Annotated in this window: 18 protein-coding genes; 14 read left to right on the top strand and 4 right to left on the bottom strand. The window is 69.1% G+C overall.

Annotation, left to right across the window (positions count from 1 at the left end):
- Positions 1-65: 65 nt before the first annotated feature.
- Complete coding sequence (locus G7043_RS23375) at positions 66-1,262, bottom strand: GGDEF domain-containing protein (RefSeq protein ID WP_166048759.1); 1,197 nt, start codon at positions 1,260-1,262, stop codon at positions 66-68.
- Positions 1,263-1,386: 124 nt separating this feature from the next.
- Here G7043_RS23375 and macS point away from each other — a divergent pair, with 124 nt between their 5' ends.
- The 11 genes from macS to G7043_RS23320 all read left to right on the top strand — a co-directional run bounded on the left by macS (position 1,387) and on the right by G7043_RS23320 (position 11,468).
- Positions 1,387-2,547 (top strand): MacS family sensor histidine kinase, encoded by a 1,161-nt coding sequence (gene macS / locus G7043_RS23370; protein ID WP_207311708.1) that lies wholly within the window; start codon positions 1,387-1,389, stop codon positions 2,545-2,547.
- The gene (locus G7043_RS23365; RefSeq protein WP_086665946.1) at positions 2,544-3,206 is read left to right on the top strand and encodes a response regulator; all 663 of its coding nucleotides are present in this window, start codon (positions 2,544-2,546) and stop codon (positions 3,204-3,206) included. Before macS ends, G7043_RS23365 begins: the two co-directional genes overlap by 4 nt.
- A gap of 20 nt (positions 3,207-3,226) precedes the next feature.
- A complete protein-coding gene (locus G7043_RS23360) occupies positions 3,227-3,736 on the top strand; it encodes a DUF1707 SHOCT-like domain-containing protein (RefSeq protein WP_313888037.1) in 510 nt (169 codons plus the stop codon).
- Between the two features lie 36 nt (positions 3,737-3,772).
- A complete protein-coding gene (locus tag G7043_RS23355) occupies positions 3,773-5,212 on the top strand; it encodes an SDR family oxidoreductase (RefSeq protein ID WP_166048752.1) in 1,440 nt (479 codons plus the stop codon).
- A gap of 48 nt (positions 5,213-5,260) precedes the next feature.
- Positions 5,261-6,292, top strand: a complete 1,032-nt coding sequence (gene tdh, locus G7043_RS23350) for an L-threonine 3-dehydrogenase (protein WP_166048750.1) — start codon at positions 5,261-5,263, stop codon at positions 6,290-6,292.
- The gene (locus G7043_RS23345) at positions 6,292-7,470 is read left to right on the top strand and encodes a glycine C-acetyltransferase (protein WP_166048748.1); all 1,179 of its coding nucleotides are present in this window, start codon (positions 6,292-6,294) and stop codon (positions 7,468-7,470) included. Before tdh ends, G7043_RS23345 begins: the two co-directional genes overlap by 1 nt.
- Positions 7,471-7,517: 47 nt before the next feature.
- Complete coding sequence (locus G7043_RS23340) at positions 7,518-8,012, top strand: RNA polymerase sigma factor (protein ID WP_207311575.1); 495 nt, start codon at positions 7,518-7,520, stop codon at positions 8,010-8,012.
- A complete protein-coding gene (locus G7043_RS23335) occupies positions 7,997-8,995 on the top strand; it encodes a hypothetical protein (protein ID WP_166048746.1) in 999 nt (332 codons plus the stop codon). The genes G7043_RS23340 and G7043_RS23335 overlap by 16 nt, the downstream gene beginning before the upstream one ends.
- 131 nt (positions 8,996-9,126) lie before the next feature.
- Positions 9,127-9,471, top strand: coding sequence for a hypothetical protein (locus G7043_RS23330; protein ID WP_166048744.1), 345 nt, complete (start codon positions 9,127-9,129; stop codon positions 9,469-9,471).
- A 114-nt stretch (positions 9,472-9,585) separates the two neighbouring features.
- Entirely contained in the window at positions 9,586-10,629 is a 1,044-nt protein-coding gene (locus G7043_RS23325; protein WP_166048742.1) for an alpha/beta hydrolase, read from the top strand.
- Positions 10,626-11,468, top strand: a complete 843-nt coding sequence (locus tag G7043_RS23320) for a LysR family transcriptional regulator (RefSeq protein ID WP_166048740.1) — start codon at positions 10,626-10,628, stop codon at positions 11,466-11,468. The genes G7043_RS23325 and G7043_RS23320 overlap by 4 nt, the downstream gene beginning before the upstream one ends.
- Here the strand turns inward: G7043_RS23320 and G7043_RS23315 are convergent.
- The gene (locus G7043_RS23315) at positions 11,455-11,907 is read right to left on the bottom strand and encodes a MarR family winged helix-turn-helix transcriptional regulator (protein WP_166048738.1); all 453 of its coding nucleotides are present in this window, start codon (positions 11,905-11,907) and stop codon (positions 11,455-11,457) included. The two genes, G7043_RS23320 and G7043_RS23315, sit on opposite strands and share 14 nt — an antisense overlap.
- Before the next feature lie 73 nt (positions 11,908-11,980).
- Here G7043_RS23315 and G7043_RS23310 point away from each other — a divergent pair, with 73 nt between their 5' ends.
- Positions 11,981-12,388 (top strand): Rid family hydrolase, encoded by a 408-nt coding sequence (locus G7043_RS23310; RefSeq protein WP_166048736.1) that lies wholly within the window; start codon positions 11,981-11,983, stop codon positions 12,386-12,388.
- Here the strand turns inward: G7043_RS23310 and ptsP are convergent.
- Positions 12,385-14,016 (bottom strand): phosphoenolpyruvate--protein phosphotransferase, encoded by a 1,632-nt coding sequence (ptsP, locus tag G7043_RS23305; protein ID WP_166048734.1) that lies wholly within the window; start codon positions 14,014-14,016, stop codon positions 12,385-12,387. The genes G7043_RS23310 and ptsP overlap by 4 nt on opposite strands.
- A 48-nt stretch (positions 14,017-14,064) precedes the next feature.
- On the bottom strand, positions 14,065-14,910 hold the full coding sequence (locus tag G7043_RS23300; protein WP_166048732.1) for a Dyp-type peroxidase: 846 nt from the start codon (positions 14,908-14,910) through the stop codon (positions 14,065-14,067).
- A 47-nt stretch (positions 14,911-14,957) separates the two neighbouring features.
- Here G7043_RS23300 and G7043_RS23295 point away from each other — a divergent pair, with 47 nt between their 5' ends.
- Both G7043_RS23295 and G7043_RS23290 read left to right on the top strand, forming a co-directional pair.
- On the top strand, positions 14,958-16,172 hold the full coding sequence (locus tag G7043_RS23295) for a right-handed parallel beta-helix repeat-containing protein (RefSeq protein ID WP_166048730.1): 1,215 nt from the start codon (positions 14,958-14,960) through the stop codon (positions 16,170-16,172).
- Positions 16,169-16,816 (top strand): hypothetical protein, encoded by a 648-nt coding sequence (locus G7043_RS23290; protein ID WP_166048729.1) that lies wholly within the window; start codon positions 16,169-16,171, stop codon positions 16,814-16,816. The genes G7043_RS23295 and G7043_RS23290 overlap by 4 nt, the downstream gene beginning before the upstream one ends.
- Positions 16,817-16,835: the final 19 nt, after the last annotated feature.

Here is a 16,835-nt window from a genome sequence, read left to right as displayed (position 1 = left end):
ATGAGGGGAGCTTTCCCAAACCTGAGGTTTGGGAAAGCTCCCCTCATCAACGTCGGATCGGGCTTCTAGGCCATCGAGACGAGGTTGCGGCCGTACGCCTTCGCTGCCAGTAGCGCCGCGTCGGCCGCCACCAGCAGGTCCGGCAGTTCATAGCCGAACCTGGTCGTGGTCGACACGCCGATCGACACCGTCAGCCCGTGCAGCTCGTGCGGTTTCCCGTCGGTGGCCATGGTCGGCACCCGAAGCGCCGCCACTGCCTGGCGCACCCGTTCGGCGACCGACTCGGCCTCGTCGGGCGTGGCCTCGGGCAGCAGCACCACGAACTCCTCGCCACCGAACCGTCCGACGAGGTCGCCGCGGCGAACGGTGCCGCTCAACAACAGCGAGATCGCGGCCAGCGCTGCGTCGCCGGCCAGGTGGCCCACCTCGTCGTTGACCCTCTTGAAGTGGTCGAGGTCCATGAGCATCACGGCCATCGGGCGGGCGCGGCCGGCGCCCTTGGTCAGTTCGTAGCGGGCTCGGCTGTCCCAGTGCACGGCGTTGGCCAGGCCGGTCTTGGCGTCGCGCTGGGCCGAGCGACGCCACTGCGGGAGCTGGGCCGCTCGTTCCAGCAGGGCCAGGGGCGGGCCGGCGATCAGGGCGTGGATGGCGTTCGACTCGGCCACGCAGCCCATGAGGCCGCCGATGGACACCGCGACGATGCCCAGGACCACGTCGATGGGTTCGCCGACGTTCTCCTCGAAGCTCGCGGACGGGGTGCGGAGCTTCAGCCCGATCGCGATCAGCGCCGCGCGCAGGGCCAGCAGCACGGCCGCGCCGCCCACCATCATCAGGAGGTTGGCGTGCGGGTTCGCCCAGCCGAGCAGGTAGCGGGTGGCGAAGACGGCCAGCGAGGTGGCGCTCAGGGTGAACAGCCAGCGGTGCGTTTCGGGACGTTGCGTCAGCAGGCAGTGCAGGGCCGGGCCGAAGAGCAGCAGGACCATCAGGTTCGGCGGCAGGGCGAGGACGCCGGCCGTCAGGTAGCAGAGATGCGCTGCCCACGGGTTGCGCTCGGTCTCGCCGAGACGGTGGCTGTAGATGGAGCTGCCGATGATCACCGCGCCCGCCGTGCCCGCGATGGCCGCGAACCTGGCGATCTCGGAAGGTGACGGGGTGGGCGTGCAGATCACCACGCTGACCACCGTGGCGAAGGCAACGATGTCGATGAACAGCCAGTAGCAGAGCGCGGGCCGCCGCAGTGTCCACACCGGCCAGTCGCGCACCTGTATGCCCTCCCCACCTGAACCCGGAGAGCGTCGCACATTCCTCCGTTCGGCAGAAGACGGCCACCTGGGGGTTAGCCAGCGCACGTTCACGCGGCAGGATGGTGTCCGAAAGGAGCACAGCGTGCGCAAACTGCCTGCCGAACGTGTGACGAAGGCGATCGACGACCCGGCCACGCCGCTGTGGCGCGGGGCGATTGCGCTACGCATAGTCACATTCCTCTTCGCGGCGGCGAACGTGATCACGAACCAATCCGATTACATCCGCCCGTGGCTCGCGTGGACGACGCTCGGGGTGATGGCGCTGTGGTCCGTCTTCACCAGCCGCGCCTACAGCACGACGTGGGGCAGGCGCTGGTCGCTGGTGCTGATCGACCTGGCGCTGACCTGCGGACTCATGTCGCTGTCGCAGTTGATCATGTCCGACCACCAGTTACTCGGCCTGAACGTCCCGCTGATCACCACGATCTGGGCGTGCGTGCCGGCGGTCGCGCTGGGCGCCTTGGCCGGGCCCGCGGCCGGGTTCGGCGGAGGGCTGACGGTCGGTCTCTTCACCTACCTGTCGAAGGGCGTGCCGAGCCTCGACCTGCTGCGCGACATCGTGCTGCTGGCCGGCGCGGGCATGGTCGTCGGCATGGCCTCGGCCACCGCACGGCGTTCCGCGGTGCTGCTCGCCCAGGCGTTGCGCGCGGAAGCGGCGACGGCGGAACGCGAGCGGCTCGCCCGTTCCATCCACGACAGCGTGCTGCAGGTCCTCGCCCGCGTGCGCAAACGCGGCCTGGAGGTCGGTGGCGAGGCCGCCGAACTGGCCCAGCTCGCCGGTGAGCAGGAGGTGGCGCTGCGGAATTTGGTCGCCGCCGCGCCCACCGACTCCACTGTGGACGGCGAGATCGACCTGCGTCCCGGACTGCAGCTCCTCGCCACCCCGAAGATCCAGGTCTCCACCCCCGCCACCCAGGTGATGTTCGCGGCCGGGGCGGCCGGCGAGCTCACGTCGCTCGTCCGCGAGGCACTGTCCAACGTGGACAAGCACGCCGGTGACGACGCGCGGGCGTGGGTGCTGCTCGAAGACCTCGGGGAAGAAATCGTGTTGAGTGTCCGGGACGATGGACCCGGTATTCCGGACGGCCGCATCGCCTCCGCCGCGGCGGAAGGCAGGATGGGGATCGAGAAGTCGATCAAAGGCCGGGTGGAATCGCTGGGGGGCACGCTCGAACTCCAGACCGGGCCAGGGGAGGGCACGGAGTGGGAGGTTCGGGTGTTCAGGAAGGGGGCGGCAAGATGACGGTCTCGGTGATGGTCGTGGACGACCATCCGATGTGGCGCGAAGGCGTAGCGCGCGATCTGCAGGAACGAGGGTTCGAGATCGTGGCGACCGCGGGCGACGCCGCCTCGGCCGTGCGCATCGCGAAGGCCGTGCGGCCCAACGTGGTGCTGATGGACCTCAACCTCGGTGAGCTCTCCGGCGTCGACGCGACCCTGATGATCACCAGCGAGCTGCCGGACACGCGCGTGCTGGTGCTGTCCGCGTCCGGCGAGCACGACGACGTGCTGCAGGCCGTGAAGGCGGGCGCGTCCGGCTACCTGGTGAAGTCCGCGTCCTCCGAGGAACTCGTCGAGGCCGTGTCCCGCACCGCCGCCGGCGACGCCGTGTTCACCGCCGGCCTCGCGGGCCTGGTGCTGGGCGAGTACCGGCGGATGGCCGCCGCGCCCGACGACTCGGAGGAGAAGCCGCAACTCACCGATCGGGAGACCGAGGTGCTGCGGCTGGTGGCCAAAGGCCTGACCGCACGACAGATCGCGAACCGCCTGGTGATCTCCCACCGCACCGTCGAAAACCACGTCCAGTCGACTTTGCGGAAACTTCAACTGCACAACCGGGTGGAGCTGGCGCGTTATGCCATCGAGCACGGTCTCGACGCCGAACCGGAGGCAGAGAAATGACAGACCCCAGAGAGTTACGCGTGTCCGACGCGGAACGTGAGCACGTCGTCAGCCTGCTGAACAAGGCGGTGGGCCGCGGCATGATCACGCTCGACGAGTTCACGGACCGCACGGACACCGCCCTCGCGGCCGTGACCAGGGCAGACCTGAACGCGGTGCTGATCGACCTGCCCGGCATGGTCAACAACGAGCTCGCGACCGCCCGCACCGAGCTGAAGAACACGATGGGCACCACGACCCGCAAGGGCCACTGGGTGGTGCCGCGCGAACTGGTCATCCGCAACACGCTCGGCACCACCAACCTCGACTTCACCCAGGCCGAGGTGCCGCCGCTGGTCAACGTCGACCTGGACGTGTCGCTGGGCTCGGTGAAGCTCGTGCTGCCCGCGGGGTCGTCGGTCAACGTCGACGCCGTGGAGATCACCGCCGGCGAGCTGAAGGACAAGGTCCACAACGCCGTCGGCAACCCGCACTTCCAGCTCAAGGGCGCGGTGCGGGGCGGGACCGTGGTGATCAAGCGGAAGCGCTGATCTGCGGCTGACCACCACAGCGCCCAGGATCGAGGCATGCGATGCCTCGTGACCGGCGCGACCGGGTACCTCGGCGGCCGGCTGGTCCCCCGCCTGCTGGCCGAGGGTCACGAGGTGCGCTGTCTAGTGCGGTCACCGGAGAAGCTGCGCGACGTCCCGTGGGCCGATCAGGTCGAGATCGTCGAGGGTGACGTGCTCGGCGACCTCGACGACGCCATGCGCGGCATCGAGGTCGTCCACTACCTCGTGCACTCGTTGCACTCGAAGGACTTCGCGAACGCCGACCGCAAGGCCGCCGAGAACACCGCGAAGGCCGCCGAACGCGCGGGCGTGCGACGGATCGTCTACCTGGGTGGACTGCACCCCTCGAACACGGAACTCTCGCCGCACCTCGCCTCCCGCAAGGAGGTCGGCGAGGTGTTCCTGCGCTCGCGGACGCAGGCCGTGGTGCTGCAGGCCGCGGTGATCATCGGGTCGGGGTCGGCGAGCTTCGAGATGGTGCGGTACCTGACCGAACGGCTGCCGGTCATGGTCACGCCGCGCTGGGTGCACAACCGGATCCAGCCGATCGCGGTCCGGGACGTGCTGCGCTACCTGGTCGAGGCGACCACGCTGCGGCAGAACCGGACGTTCGACGTCGGCGGGCCGGACGTGCTCACGTACCTGGAGATGATGCTGCGGTACGCCGAGGTCGCGGGCCTGCCCAAGCGCCGCGTCCTCCCCGTGCCGGTGCTGACGCCGGGTCTGTCCTCGCACTGGGTCAACCTGGTCACGCCGGTGCCGAGGTCGATCGCGAGACCGTTGATCGAGTCGCTGGTGCACGAGGTGGTGTGCCGCGAGAACGACATCCGCGAGCTCCTGCCCGGCGAGAACGTCGGCTACGACAAGGCGGTCGAGCTCGCGCTCACCAAGATCCGCGACGCCGACGTGGAGACCCGCTGGTCGGGTGCCTCCACGCCCGGCGCGCCGAGTGAGCCGCTGCCGACCGACCCCGACTGGTCCGGCGGTTCGGTCTACACCGACGAACGTGTGCGCCACACGCACGCGTCGCCCGAACGGCTGTGGGAGGTCGTCGAGGGCATCGGCGGGGAACGCGGTTGGTACTCGTTTCCGCTGGCCTGGGCCATCCGCGGCTGGCTGGACCGGCTGGTCGGCGGCGTGGGGCTCCGGCGCGGCCGCAGGGATCCGCACAGGTTGAACGTGGGTGAGGCGCTCGACTTCTGGCGGGTCGAGGAGGTCGAACGCGGCAGGCTGCTGCGGCTCAGGGCCGAGATGAAGGTGCCAGGGAAGGCGTGGCTGGAGCTTCGAGTGGCGGGCAACGGGGGACACGGGTCCACTTACCGCCAACGCGCCGTGTTCGTGCCCAAAGGGCTCGCCGGACATCTCTACTGGGCGGTCGTCTGGCCGTTCCACGGCGTGGTGTTCGGCGGCATGGTGCGCAACATCGCCAATGAAGCTGAACTGCACAAGAAATGAAGAAAGTCCTGATGGACTGCACAAGCAGCAAAGGGTGAGACTTCCCGCATGAAGGCTCTCGTCAAGGTCGCCGCTGGGCCTGGCCTCGAACTGACCGACGTCCCCGACCCCACGCCGGGTCCGACGGACGTGCTGGTCAGGGTGCTGCGCACCGGTATCTGCGGCACCGATCTGCACATCGACTCGTGGGACGACTGGGCGGCGCAGAACATCAAGGCCCCCCTCACGCTCGGGCACGAGTTCGTCGGCGAGGTCGTCGAGATCGGCAACAGTGTCACCGGCGTCAAAACTGGCGACCTGGTCAGCGGCGAGGGCCACCTCGTGTGCGGGACGTGCCGCAACTGCAAGGCCGGCCGACGGCACTTGTGTGCCAACACGCATGGTCTGGGCGTGCACTCCAACGGCGCGTTTGCGCAGTACGTCGTGTTGCCCGAGCAGAACGCCTGGGTGCATCGCGCGCCCGTCGACCTGGACGTGGCGGCGATCTTCGACCCGTTCGGCAACGCCGTGCACACCGCGTTGAGCTTCCCGGTCATCGGCGAGGACGTGATCATCACGGGCGCCGGGCCGATCGGGATCATGGCCGCGGCCGTGGCCAAGCACGCGGGTGCGCGCAACGTCGTGATCACCGACGTCTCCGAGCACCGGCTGGACCTCGCGCGCAAGGTCGGCGTCGACCTCGCGGTGAACGTCGCCGAGAAGTCGATCGAGCAGGCACAGGCCGAACTCGGCATGGCCGAGGGCTTCGACGTCGGCATGGAGATGTCCGGCAAGCCGTCGGCACTGCAGAGCATGATCGCGAACATGGCGCACGGCGGTCGCATCGCGATGCTGGGGCTGCCCGCGGAGGAGTTCCCCGTCGACTGGAGCAGCGTCGTGCTGAAGATGCTGCACATCAAGGGGATCTACGGCCGCGAGATGTTCGAGACCTGGTACTCGATGACCGTGCTGTTGCAGCGCGGCCTCGACCTCGCGCCGGTCATCACGCACCGGTACGACCACACCCAGCACGCGGAGGCCTTCGCCACCGCGCGCGAAGGCAAGTGCGGCAAGGTCATCCTCGACTGGACGGGAGCCTGATGTACGGCGAACTGAAGAACGACCTCCTCAAGACGATCGGGGAGATCAGGGAGGCCGGGCTCTACAAGTCCGAGCGCGTGATCGGCACCCCGCAGAACGCCGCCGTCCGGGTCGGCCAGGGCGACGAGGTCCTGAACTTCTGCGCGAACAACTACCTCGGGCTCGCCGACCACCCGAAGCTGATCGAGGCCGCGAAGAAGGCCCTCGACGACTGGGGCTTCGGCATGGCCTCGGTGCGGTTCATCTGCGGCACGCAGGAGCCGCACAAGGAACTGGAGCGCAAGCTCAGCGAGTTCCTCGGCACCGACGACACGATCCTCTACAGCTCGTGCTTCGACGCCAACGGCGGTCTGTTCGAGACGCTGCTCGGCGCCGAGGACGCGATCATCTCCGACGAGCTGAACCACGCGTCGATCATCGACGGCGTGCGGCTGAGCAAGGCCAGCCGGTTCCGCTACAAGAACCGCGACATGGACGACCTCGAGCGCCAGCTCAAGGACTCCGCCGACGCCCGCTACCGGCTGATCGCGACCGACGGCGTGTTCTCGATGGACGGCTACCTCGCGCCGCTCGACGAGATCTGCGACCTGGCCGAGCGGTACAACGCGCTGGTCATGGTCGACGACTCGCACGCGGTCGGCTTCACCGGCCCGACCGGGCGCGGCACTCCGGAGCTGTTCGGCGTGCAGGACCGCGTCGACATCGTCACCGGCACGCTCGGCAAGGCGCTGGGCGGTGCGTCCGGCGGTTACACGTCCGGTCGCGCGGAGATCGTCGAACTGCTGCGTCAGCGCTCACGGCCGTACCTGTTCTCGAACTCCCTCGCGCCGTCGATCACCGCCGCCGCGATCGCCACGCTGGACATGCTGTCGAGCTCGTCCGAGCTGCTCACCCAGCTCAGGAGCAACACCGAGCTGTTCCGCCGGCGCATGACCGAGGAGGGCTTCGACCTGCTGCCCGGCGAGCACCCGATCATCCCGGTGATGATCGGCGACGCGGCCGAGGCGGCCAGGCTCGCCGACCTGCTGCTGGACCAGGGCATTTACGTCATCGGCTTCTCGTACCCGGTGGTGCCGCACGGCAAGGCGCGGATTCGCACGCAGATGTCGGCCGCGCACACCACGGAGGACGTGAACCGGGCGGTCGACGCGTTCGTCGCTGCCCGCGCCAAGATGTGACCCCGGTCACGCACCGGTAAGAATCCCAGCGGTCGGCGCACTACCTCGTGAAGAGGGAGGGGGCGATCGTGGAGGACTTCTCCGCTGTCTACCGCGAGTGCTATCCGCGGGTGCTCGCGTACGCGGCGAGCAACGCAGGACCGCGACTCGCCGAGGACATCACCAGCGAGACCTTCACGATCGCCTGGCGAAAGCTCGACCAGATGCCGCCGAACGCGCTGCCGTGGCTGCTCGGCATTGCCCGCAACCTCGTCCGCGCCGCTCGCCGGCAGACGTGGCACGACGAGCTCACCGACGTGGCCTCGGACGACGACTACGCCGTGATCGAGCTGCGGGCAGCTCTCGCGACCTTGTCCGAGGCGGACCAGGAGGTGCTCACGCTCATCGCGTGGCACGGACTGGTCGCGACGGAGGCCGCGCTGGTGCTCGGCTGCACAACGGCGACGTTCTTCGTGCGTCTCCACCGCGCCCGACGACGGTTGCGCGCCGCTCTCTCGACATCGAACTTCGACCGTGCGAGGGAGTCATGGAAGACCTCATGAAGCACCTGGCTCAGGCCAAGCCGCCCGCTCCCGAGGTCGATCCCGAGCGGATGGAACGCGATCTGGCGCGCATCATCGCGATGCCCCGACCAGCCAAGGTCCGGACCTCGCTGCGGCGCTTCGGGCCCGTGCTGGTGGCCGCCGCGGTGATCGCGCTGGCCGTCATGTTGCTGCCGCGACCCGGTCCGACCGTGCAACCGGCCGCGGCACCTCAGCGGTGGCACGTGCTGACGCAGGAGTGGGAACTGATGATCGTCGGTGAGCCAGCGAACCCGTACACGGTGATGCTCAGTGCCACGAAAGAACGGTGGGCGGCCGCCGACAGGCAGTTCGACGTCTTCCAGAAGAACGGCGAAGTCACGCCCTTCTCCCCGGACGACGAAGCCAAGTGGGAGGCAGCGGGCAAACCGTCCACAGCGCCTCAGCTCGGGGGACACGGCTCGGTGCGCATCGGGCCGATGCAGCTCGGCGTGCGGAGGATCGACGCCCCCGAGTCCAACCCGTTCGCCGGTCTGCCCGCGGACCCGGTGGAGCTCAGGAAGACGCTGCAGACCATCACCGGGGACAACGGCTCCCAGGACAGCCTCACCTACCGGACCGCGATGCTCGCCATGCAGATGACGACCGCGAACGTACGCGACGACCAGCGCCGCGCGGCGTTCGAACTGATCAAGACCCTCGACGGAGTGCGTCTCCTCGGCCAGACGCAGTTGCGGGACGGCCGCTCCGGCATCGGGGTGGCGATCCCCGCGCCGCCGACGTTCCAGTTCACCGGCTTCGAGACCCAGCTGGTGGTCAACCCGGAGACCGGCCTGCCGATGGTCAAGCGGAACGTCCTCACCGCGCCCCAGCACGGCCTGCCGGTGAACACGCCGATCTTCGAGGAGCTGTACCTCCTGCTGGAGCGGACGACCATCGACCCGATCCTGCCCCAGGGCGTCACCGTGAACGGCAACGTGGAATCCCCCATCATTGAGCGGTGATCCGCGAGCGCTACCCGCGTGCTGCGCGGTCGTTCACAGCGCACGGTCAGCCCGCTGAATCGACCATGCGGACGGTTCTACTGTTCGATACTGAGCAGCACCGGCGCCTGTCCAGGTTCTCCTGGACAGGCGTGGCGGAACTGGACCGGTGGTGGGCGGGAGGTCCCGGTACCGCGCCGATCACGGCAAGCGCCGAGCACGTGTTCGCGGTCGCACGGGTGACGATCTCGCAGCGGCCGACCACCGAGAGCCGGTGGGAGGTCCAGGTGAAGGTCAAGCTGCGTGGGCGCTCCGTCCTCCGGCCCTTGGCGGCGCTGGTGATGTTGTTCGCCGCCGGCGAGATGCGGAAGTCGTTCCGGGAGGCCCTCACGGAGTTCGCGGCGAAGTGGAACGCGGAGATCCCCCGGCTGCTGCGGAAGAACTCGGACGAACTGCGCGCAATGCTGATCGACGCGATCGCGGACGAGTCCCCCTGATCAGAAGTACGCGGAAGTCGTTCCGAAAACGTTCCAAGATCGACACACCTGGTCGCGCGGGCGGTGAACGATCTGTCCGTGTCCAGGAGTTCACGACAGAGGATCGCCCTGCGCATGGCCACCCTCGGGGCGAGGGCCGCGTTGTGTCTGCCCGACCGGGTGATTCGTGCGATCGTCGGCGTGCCCGTTCACGTCGAGGGTGCACAGCTCAGTCCCACGGCGCAGCTGCTGATCGCGCTGGAGCGGCTCGTGCCGAGGTCCGCACCTCAGGCGGTTCCCGACCTGGTGGCGGTCCGCAGGGACTACGACATCGTGTCGTCGGTGATGCACGCCGGTGTCGCGCGTGACGTGGGAGTGCACGACACCGTCGTGACTGGCGCACGCGGCCCGATTCCTGCGCGGGTGTACAGCCCGCCCGGTGCGTCCGGGCCGCTTCCGCTGCTGGTGTTCTTCCACGGCGGCGGGTTCGTGCTCGGCAGCGTGGCCAGCCACGACGGCATCTGTCGCTTCCTCAGCCGGCATGGTGGCGTGCGGATCGTGTCCGTCGAGTACGCCCTCGCCCCCGAGCACCCCTATCCGGCCGGGGTAGATGACGCTTACGCGGCGTTCCTGCACATCGTCGCCAACGCGGAACGCTTCGGCGGGGCCGGCCTTGCGGTGGGGGTCGGTGGTGACAGCGCGGGCGGGGCGCTTTCGGCCGTCGTGGCGCAGCGGTGTGTCGACGACGCGGTGACAAAGCCGGCCTTCAACCTGATGCTCTACCCGGCCGTGGACGGGCTGGGGGAACACCCGGCACGGCAGCTCTTCGGGCGCGGCTACTTCATCGAGACCGACACGATCGACTACTACCGCTCCTGTTATTCACCGGACCTCGAGCGGTTGTTCGAGCCGTACGCCTCACCGTTGCGCGCTCCCGATTTCCGCGGGCTGCCGCCAACCTGCGTGGTCACGGCTGGTTTCGACCCTCTCCGGGACGAGGGCACCGAGTACGCGGACCGGCTGAGCGCCGCCGCGGTGCCGGTGACCCACCTGCGCTGCGACGGCCTGGTGCACGGGTTCGCCTCGTTCCTGTCCTGCGACCGGCACGCTCGGCGAGCGATGCTGAACATTGCGAAGGAACTGCGTTGCATGGCGGCTACGGCCATCATGAGCGGGTGATCGACCCACGACGGCTCCGCGTGCTGCGCGCACTCGCCGACCACGGCACGGTGACGGCCGCTGCTGCTGCGCTGCACCTCACGCCGTCAGCGGTGTCGCAGCAGCTAGCGGCCCTGGAGTCGGAGGCAGGACATCCGTTGCTGCTGCGCAAGGGCCGCAGGGTCTCGCTCACTCCCGCCGGTGAGCTTCTGGTCACGCACGCCCATGTCGTTGCCGCGGAACTCGAACGTGCACAGGCCACTTTGGACGCTCTCGCCTCGGGCTCGTCCGGCCGGGTCGCGGTCGCCGCCTTCGCCTCGGCGATCACCCAGGTCGTGGCACCCGCGTTGGCGGCGCTGAAGGAACGCTCGATCGAACTGTCCGTGCGCGACGCCGAGGGACACGAGAGCGTGCGGTTGTTGCTGGACGGCGAGATCGACGTGGCGATCACCGAGGAACACCGGACCACCGACCGCTTCACCCGGTTTCCGCTCTACACCGAACCTTTCGACGTCGTGCTGCCGCCGGACCACCCGGCGACCGGACCGGTGGACCTGGCCGCGTTGGCCGACGAGGACTGGGTGGTGACGCTGCCCGGCAACCCGCTGCGGGACGTCGTGGAGATGGCGTGCGCGCAAGCCGGGTTCGCGCCGCGCATCAGGCACACGTCTGACGACTTCCGCGCGATCCAGGCGTTGGTGGCAGCGGGAGCCGGGGTGGCGTTGGCGCCGCGGAACGCCGTGCGCGGAGTGCCGGTCGCCGGCGTGGCGCCGCTGCGACGAGTCGTGGCGGCGGTGCGCAGGGGGTCGGAGGAACACCCGCTGATCAGGGCGGTCCTCGAGGAACTCAGCCAGCACTAGGAATCCTCAGCCGCAGCTTGGCCGCGATGCGCGTCAACGCCTGGCGGTCGGCGGCGGTGAGAGGGTCGAGCACGAGCTCCCGGACCGTGCGCAGGTGCGTGGGCGCGGCGGCTTCGACGACCTCGAAACCCTCGTCGGTGAGCGAGGCGACCGTGTAGCGACCGTCGTCGGGATCAGGGGAACGCACCACCCAGCCACGCTGTTCGAAGCGCTTGACCACGTTGGACAACCGCGACAGCGACCCGTTCGCCAGGTGCGCCAGCTCGCTCATCCGCATGCGGCGGTCCGGCGCCTCCGAGACGTGGCTGAGCACCAGGTAGTCGAACAGGCTCAGCCCGGACTCCTGCTGCAACGGCGCTTCCAGCCGACCCGGCAGCAGCAGCATCAACGAGGCCAGCCCGTTCCACGCTTCCTTCTCGTCGGCGTTCAGCCACTCCATGCCGCGCAGCTTACTTCACGCTTGAAGTCATGTACGGTGGACTTCAAGCGTGAAGTCATCGAAGGGACAGGACATGAGCAAGCCGGAGTTCTTCGCCACCCCCGGATACGGCGAGACGCAGCTGAAGAACATGCGCTACAGCCAGGCCGTCCGCATCGGCGACAGGGTCGAGACCTCGGGTCAGGGCGGCTGGGACGACGAGTTCGGGTTCCCCGAGTCGCTCGAAGAAGAGATCGTGCGTGCGTTCGAGAACGTCGAACGCACGCTCGCGACTGCAGGCTCAACGTGGGCAGACGTCGTGCACGTGAACTCGTACCACGTGCTCGGCAACGACTCGTTCGACGAGCACAACCGTGTGATGGTCGAGCAGTTCCGTGCGCGGATGGGCGAGCGCGCACCGATCTGGACCGAGAGCGGGGTCACCGCCCTCGGTCACCCGAAGATGCGCATCGAGATCCGCGTGACCGCGGTGAACGGCTAGTGCGGGGCGCGGGCAGCCAGCTTCGCGGTCCCCGGGTCGCCCGCCGCCAACGCACCACGAGCCGCGAGCTGGCAGATGTCCATGCTCGAGGTCGCGAGCTTGGCGCCGACATCGGCCAGAGCCGTGTGGTTCATCGACAACGACGTCACGCCCATGCCGATCAACACGCACGCCAGCAGCGGGTCAGCCGCCGCCTCACCACAGACGCCGATCGGCTTGCCCGCCGCCGTCGCCGCCTCGCCGACCTGCGCGATCAGGCGCAGCAACGCGGGCTGCCACGGGTCGTTCAGCGCGGCCACACCACCGAGCTGGCGGTCGGCGGCGAAGACGTACTGGGCCAGGTCGTTGGTGCCGATGGAGATGAAGTCGACGACCTGGAGGATCTCCCGCGCCGACAAGGCGGCGGACGGGACCTCGACCATCACGCCGGCCCGCGAAATCCCCGCCTGACGGGCACGGGCCACGAACCACGCGGCCTCGGCGGCGGTGGCGACCATCGGCGCCATGACCGACACGTCGGCACCCGAGGAAGCAGCAGCGGCGGCAATGGCCTGGAGCTGGCGGTCCAGCACCTCCGGACGGTCGAACGCGACCCGCAGGCCGCGGACTCCCAGCGCCGGGTTGGGCTCGGGGTCCGGGCTCAGAAACGCCAGCGGCTTGTCCGCGCCCGCGTCGAGGGTGCGCACCACAACGGGTTTCCCCTTGAACGGCGCCAGCACGGCCTCATAAGCAGCAGTCTGCTCAGCAACGGTCGGTTCCTCCGCGGCGTCCAGGAAGCAGAACTCCGTGCGGAAAAGACCGACGCCTTCCGCACCGGCTGCGGCGGCGGCCGCGGCATCGGCGGGCGAGCCGACGTTGCCGAGGACCTTCACGCGGAGGCCGTCCTTCAGCACACCGACGCCGTTCCACGTGGCCTTCTTGCCGGTGCCGGCGGCGCGGACCTTGCCGTCGGACTCGCGGACCTGGCCGGTGTCGCCGTCGACCTCGAGCGCAGTGACCTCCAACGCCAGGATGCCGCGACAGGCCACGACGGCCGGGATGCCCAGCGACCGCGCGAGGATCGCGGTGTGCGAGGTGGGGCCGCCCTCCTCCGTCACGAGGGCGAGCACCTTGGAAGGGTCGAGACCGGCGGTGTCGGCGGGCGCGAGATCACGCGCCACCAGCACGGACGGCGAGGTCAGATCCGGGACTCCAGGAGCGGGCAGGCCGAGAAGTTCGGCGACCACGCGGTCGCGGACGTCCTGGACGTCGCGGGCGCGTTCGGCCATGTAGCCACCGGCGGCCTGCAGTGCGGCGATGAACTTCTGCGCCGCCTGGTACACCGCACGGGCGGCGGGCAGCGACTCGTCGACGACGAGCTTCTCGGCGGACTTGATGAGCGACGGGTCGCCGGCCATCGCCGCCGTCGTTTCCAGCACGGCGCGGGCCTCGCCCTCGACGGTCTTCGCGCGCTCCATCAGGCGCTGCGCCACGACCTCGGTCGCGGGACGGATGCGGGAGGCCTCCATCTTCGTTTCCGCAGGTCGGGGACCCAGCGGAGGCTCAGGAAGAGCCTCGGCCACCCTCACGACCGGGCCGGAAGCCCGGCCGCTGCTGACACCGACACCGCTCAGCCGCGCGCTCGACATGGTCTAGACCATACCCTTCCACCGGGAACCGACGACAGCACAGTCTGACTAATTCAGAGGCGGAATGCGGAACGCCGCGGAGCTGGTCGTCGTGGCGTAACGCAGAAGTGCGTCTCCATCGACCATGCGATACATCGTGTTCACAAACGTCTTGAGCTCACGCTGGTACGAGATGAAGAGCAGACCCTCGGCGTAGTTGTACGAGCGGCGCAACATCAGGCCGGCGCCCGCCGTCAACGGGTGCGCCCGCCGCACGTGCGCGTCGGCCGGGATGACGTACTCGCCGTCGGGGGTCTTTGCCGACAAATCGACCTCCTCGCCACCGGACAACGGCACGGCGTCGTGCTTGCGCCGCCCGAACACCCGCTCCTGATCAGCCACGGGCATCGCCGTGAACGCGGCGACGTCGAGCTTCATCCGGCGCACGACGGCGATGGTCGACCCGTCCGGCAGCCAGACCTCCTGGTCGAACTCCTCGGCGGTCTTGGGCACGACGATGCCGTCCTGGAAACCCAACCCGTTCGTGCGATCCGAGTTGCAGAACCCCTGCTCACGCCACCGCAACCGCCCGTCGGGCCGCAGCCGCGTGGCCGCGTCCCGCACGGCGTCCGGATCGTCCCCGCAGATCTGCAGGAACAGCCGTCCACCCAGGTCCTGCGGCAGGACGGCGTCGCCGGGGAACTCCGGCAGCCCGTCGATCCCGTGTCCGTACGTCACCGTCACTGTAGAGCTGACCTGCGCAGACGGTGGCCCGGCGGCGTCCCAGACGGAGATGTCGGCGTGCAGCTGCTGTGGCGTGGCGATGCCCGGCTGGCGTTCAGCTGAGCCGCAGCCGCCGAGTAGCCCAATGGCAGCAGCGCCGTGCAGCAGACGGCGTCGTGAGATGTGGACCACAGGGGCAGTGTGACAGTAGGCCGAACGGAGCAGTACGGTGACCGGCTGTGCGCGCTCCGTACGCCTTCGCAGCAGTGCTCCTGGTCGCCGGATGTTCGTCGGCGGCCCAGCCGAAGCTCGGTCCCGAGATCAACGTCCCGGCACAGCTGAGCACGATCCAGGCCGCCGTGGACGAGGCGCAGGAGGGCGCGACCATCCTCGTCGCCCCCGGCGTCTACAAGGAGACCGTGCAGGTCAGAACCAAGGGCCTCACGATCAGAGGAGCCCAGCGCGGCAGCGTGATCATCGACGGCGAGGTCAAGCGCGCCAACGGGATCGTGGTGACCGCGCCGGACGTGTCGGTGCAGAACCTGACCGTCCGCAACCACACCCTGAACGGCGTGCTGGTCACCGGACTCAGCCAGGACGGCGGGATGGGCCGCGGCAGCAACGGCTACACCAAGCTGGACACGCAGAAGTTCCCGCCGTTGCAAGGGTTCCGCATCTCGTACGTGACGGCCAGCAACAACGCGCTGTACGGCATCTACGCGTTCGACGCCCAGCACGGCGTGATCGAGCAGAGCTACGCGAGCGGCAGCGCGGACTCCGGTTTCTACGTCGGCCAGTGCAAGCCGTGCGACATCGTGGTGCGCGGCAACGTCGCCGAGCGCAACGCCGTCGGTTACGAGGGCACGAACGCGTCCGGGCAGATGTACGTGCTGGGCAACAGGTTCAGCGGCAACCGCGTCGGCATGACCTCGAACTCCGACTACCAGGAGGCGTTCGTGCCGCAGGAGGACGCCACGTTCGCCGGCAACCTCGTCTCCGACAACTCCGAGGCGCTCTCGCCCGCGCAGGCCGACGGCGCGTTCGGACTCGGCGTGGGCATCGCGGGTGGCACGCGGAACCTGCTGACCCGCAACCTGATCACCGGCAACCCCGGCATCGGCGTCGCCCTCGGGTCGAGCGAGGACCTGGCCCCGCTGGACAACCGGTTCGACGGCAACGTGATCAGCGGCAACGGCGAGGACGTGCGGTACGCGGCCACGCAACGCGCGCCCGGCAGGAACAACTGCTTCGACCGCCAGCGTTGCTACGAGGGTGTCGGCGAGCCGTTGAAGAAACCCGCGGCACCGCGCGGAATCCCGTTCAACCAGGTCGCCGCGCCGCCCACGCAGCCCGACATGCCGGACGGCCCGTTGCCGAACAAGGCGCCGAACGTCGAGAAGTACGCCGTGCCGACCGAGGACCTGTTCGACGACCGCGCGGCGGTGCGGTCGTGAAGAAAGCCCTGGCTCTGCTGCTGGTCCTGACCGCCTGCAGCGCGACGCCCGACCCGCGGCCGCTGTCGATCCCCGAGGCGGAACGCCTGGCGCTGGTCCGGTTCTCGAACTACACGACCGGCGTCAGCGCGTTCACCGCGTCCGTCCCGTCGCCCGGCGGCAAGCTGCTCCTGGACGGCCGCGTCGACTTCGTGCACCACCACGGCTACGCGGGCATGCGCACGGACGGCCGCTCGGACGAGTTCTCCCAGGGCCTGGTGCAGTGGAACCTCAGGCGGATGGCGTTCGCGACGGCGCCGTCGGCCGACTGGCAGGTCCGCGATCTGCAGGAACGCGGCTCCGAACTGGACGGCGCGCTGCGGCTGCTGCTGAACCTCGGCGCGGACCGGCCGGAGAACGCCCAGCTGCTGCTGCAGAGTTCGGCGCGCTGGCTGCGTGCGGACCGGATCGGTGACACGGCCGTCGACGTCTTCGAGGGCCCTCGCCAGAAGGACGCGACGGACTCCCGGCTGCGCTACTGGCTCGACCCCGACGGCAAGCTCCGCCGACTCGAAGCCAAGCTGGGCGCCCAGGAGGAGCCAGCCGTCTTCGACTTCACCGGCCCAGCCCGCCCAGTCCAGCTCATCCCCCAATTGGGTGGTTGATGAGGGGAGCTTTCACAAA

The organism is Lentzea alba, from assembly GCF_011067745.1.
GTDB classification, from domain to species: domain Bacteria; phylum Actinomycetota; class Actinomycetes; order Mycobacteriales; family Pseudonocardiaceae; genus Lentzea; species Lentzea alba.
The sequence above is the reverse complement of the archived record's forward strand: the minus strand, read 5'-3'. Positions and strand labels throughout refer to the sequence as shown.

Bases quoted from the DNA above. Each gene is read 5' to 3' on its own strand.
- G7043_RS23365 (WP_086665946.1), top strand. From the start codon at position 2,544: ATGACGGTCTCGGTGATGGTCGTGGACGACCATCCGATGTGGCGCGAA.
- G7043_RS23355 (WP_166048752.1), top strand. From the start codon at position 3,773: ATGCGATGCCTCGTGACCGGCGCGACCGGGTACCTCGGCGGCCGGCTG.
- tdh (WP_166048750.1), top strand. From the start codon at position 5,261: ATGAAGGCTCTCGTCAAGGTCGCCGCTGGGCCTGGCCTCGAACTGACC.
- G7043_RS23345 (WP_166048748.1), top strand. From the start codon at position 6,292: ATGTACGGCGAACTGAAGAACGACCTCCTCAAGACGATCGGGGAGATC.
- G7043_RS23335 (WP_166048746.1), top strand. From the start codon at position 7,997: ATGGAAGACCTCATGAAGCACCTGGCTCAGGCCAAGCCGCCCGCTCCC.
- G7043_RS23325 (WP_166048742.1), top strand. From the start codon at position 9,586: ATGGCCACCCTCGGGGCGAGGGCCGCGTTGTGTCTGCCCGACCGGGTG.
- G7043_RS23315 (WP_166048738.1), bottom strand. From the start codon at position 11,907: ATGGAGTGGCTGAACGCCGACGAGAAGGAAGCGTGGAACGGGCTGGCC.
- G7043_RS23310 (WP_166048736.1), top strand. From the start codon at position 11,981: ATGAGCAAGCCGGAGTTCTTCGCCACCCCCGGATACGGCGAGACGCAG.
- ptsP (WP_166048734.1), bottom strand. From the start codon at position 14,016: ATGTCGAGCGCGCGGCTGAGCGGTGTCGGTGTCAGCAGCGGCCGGGCT.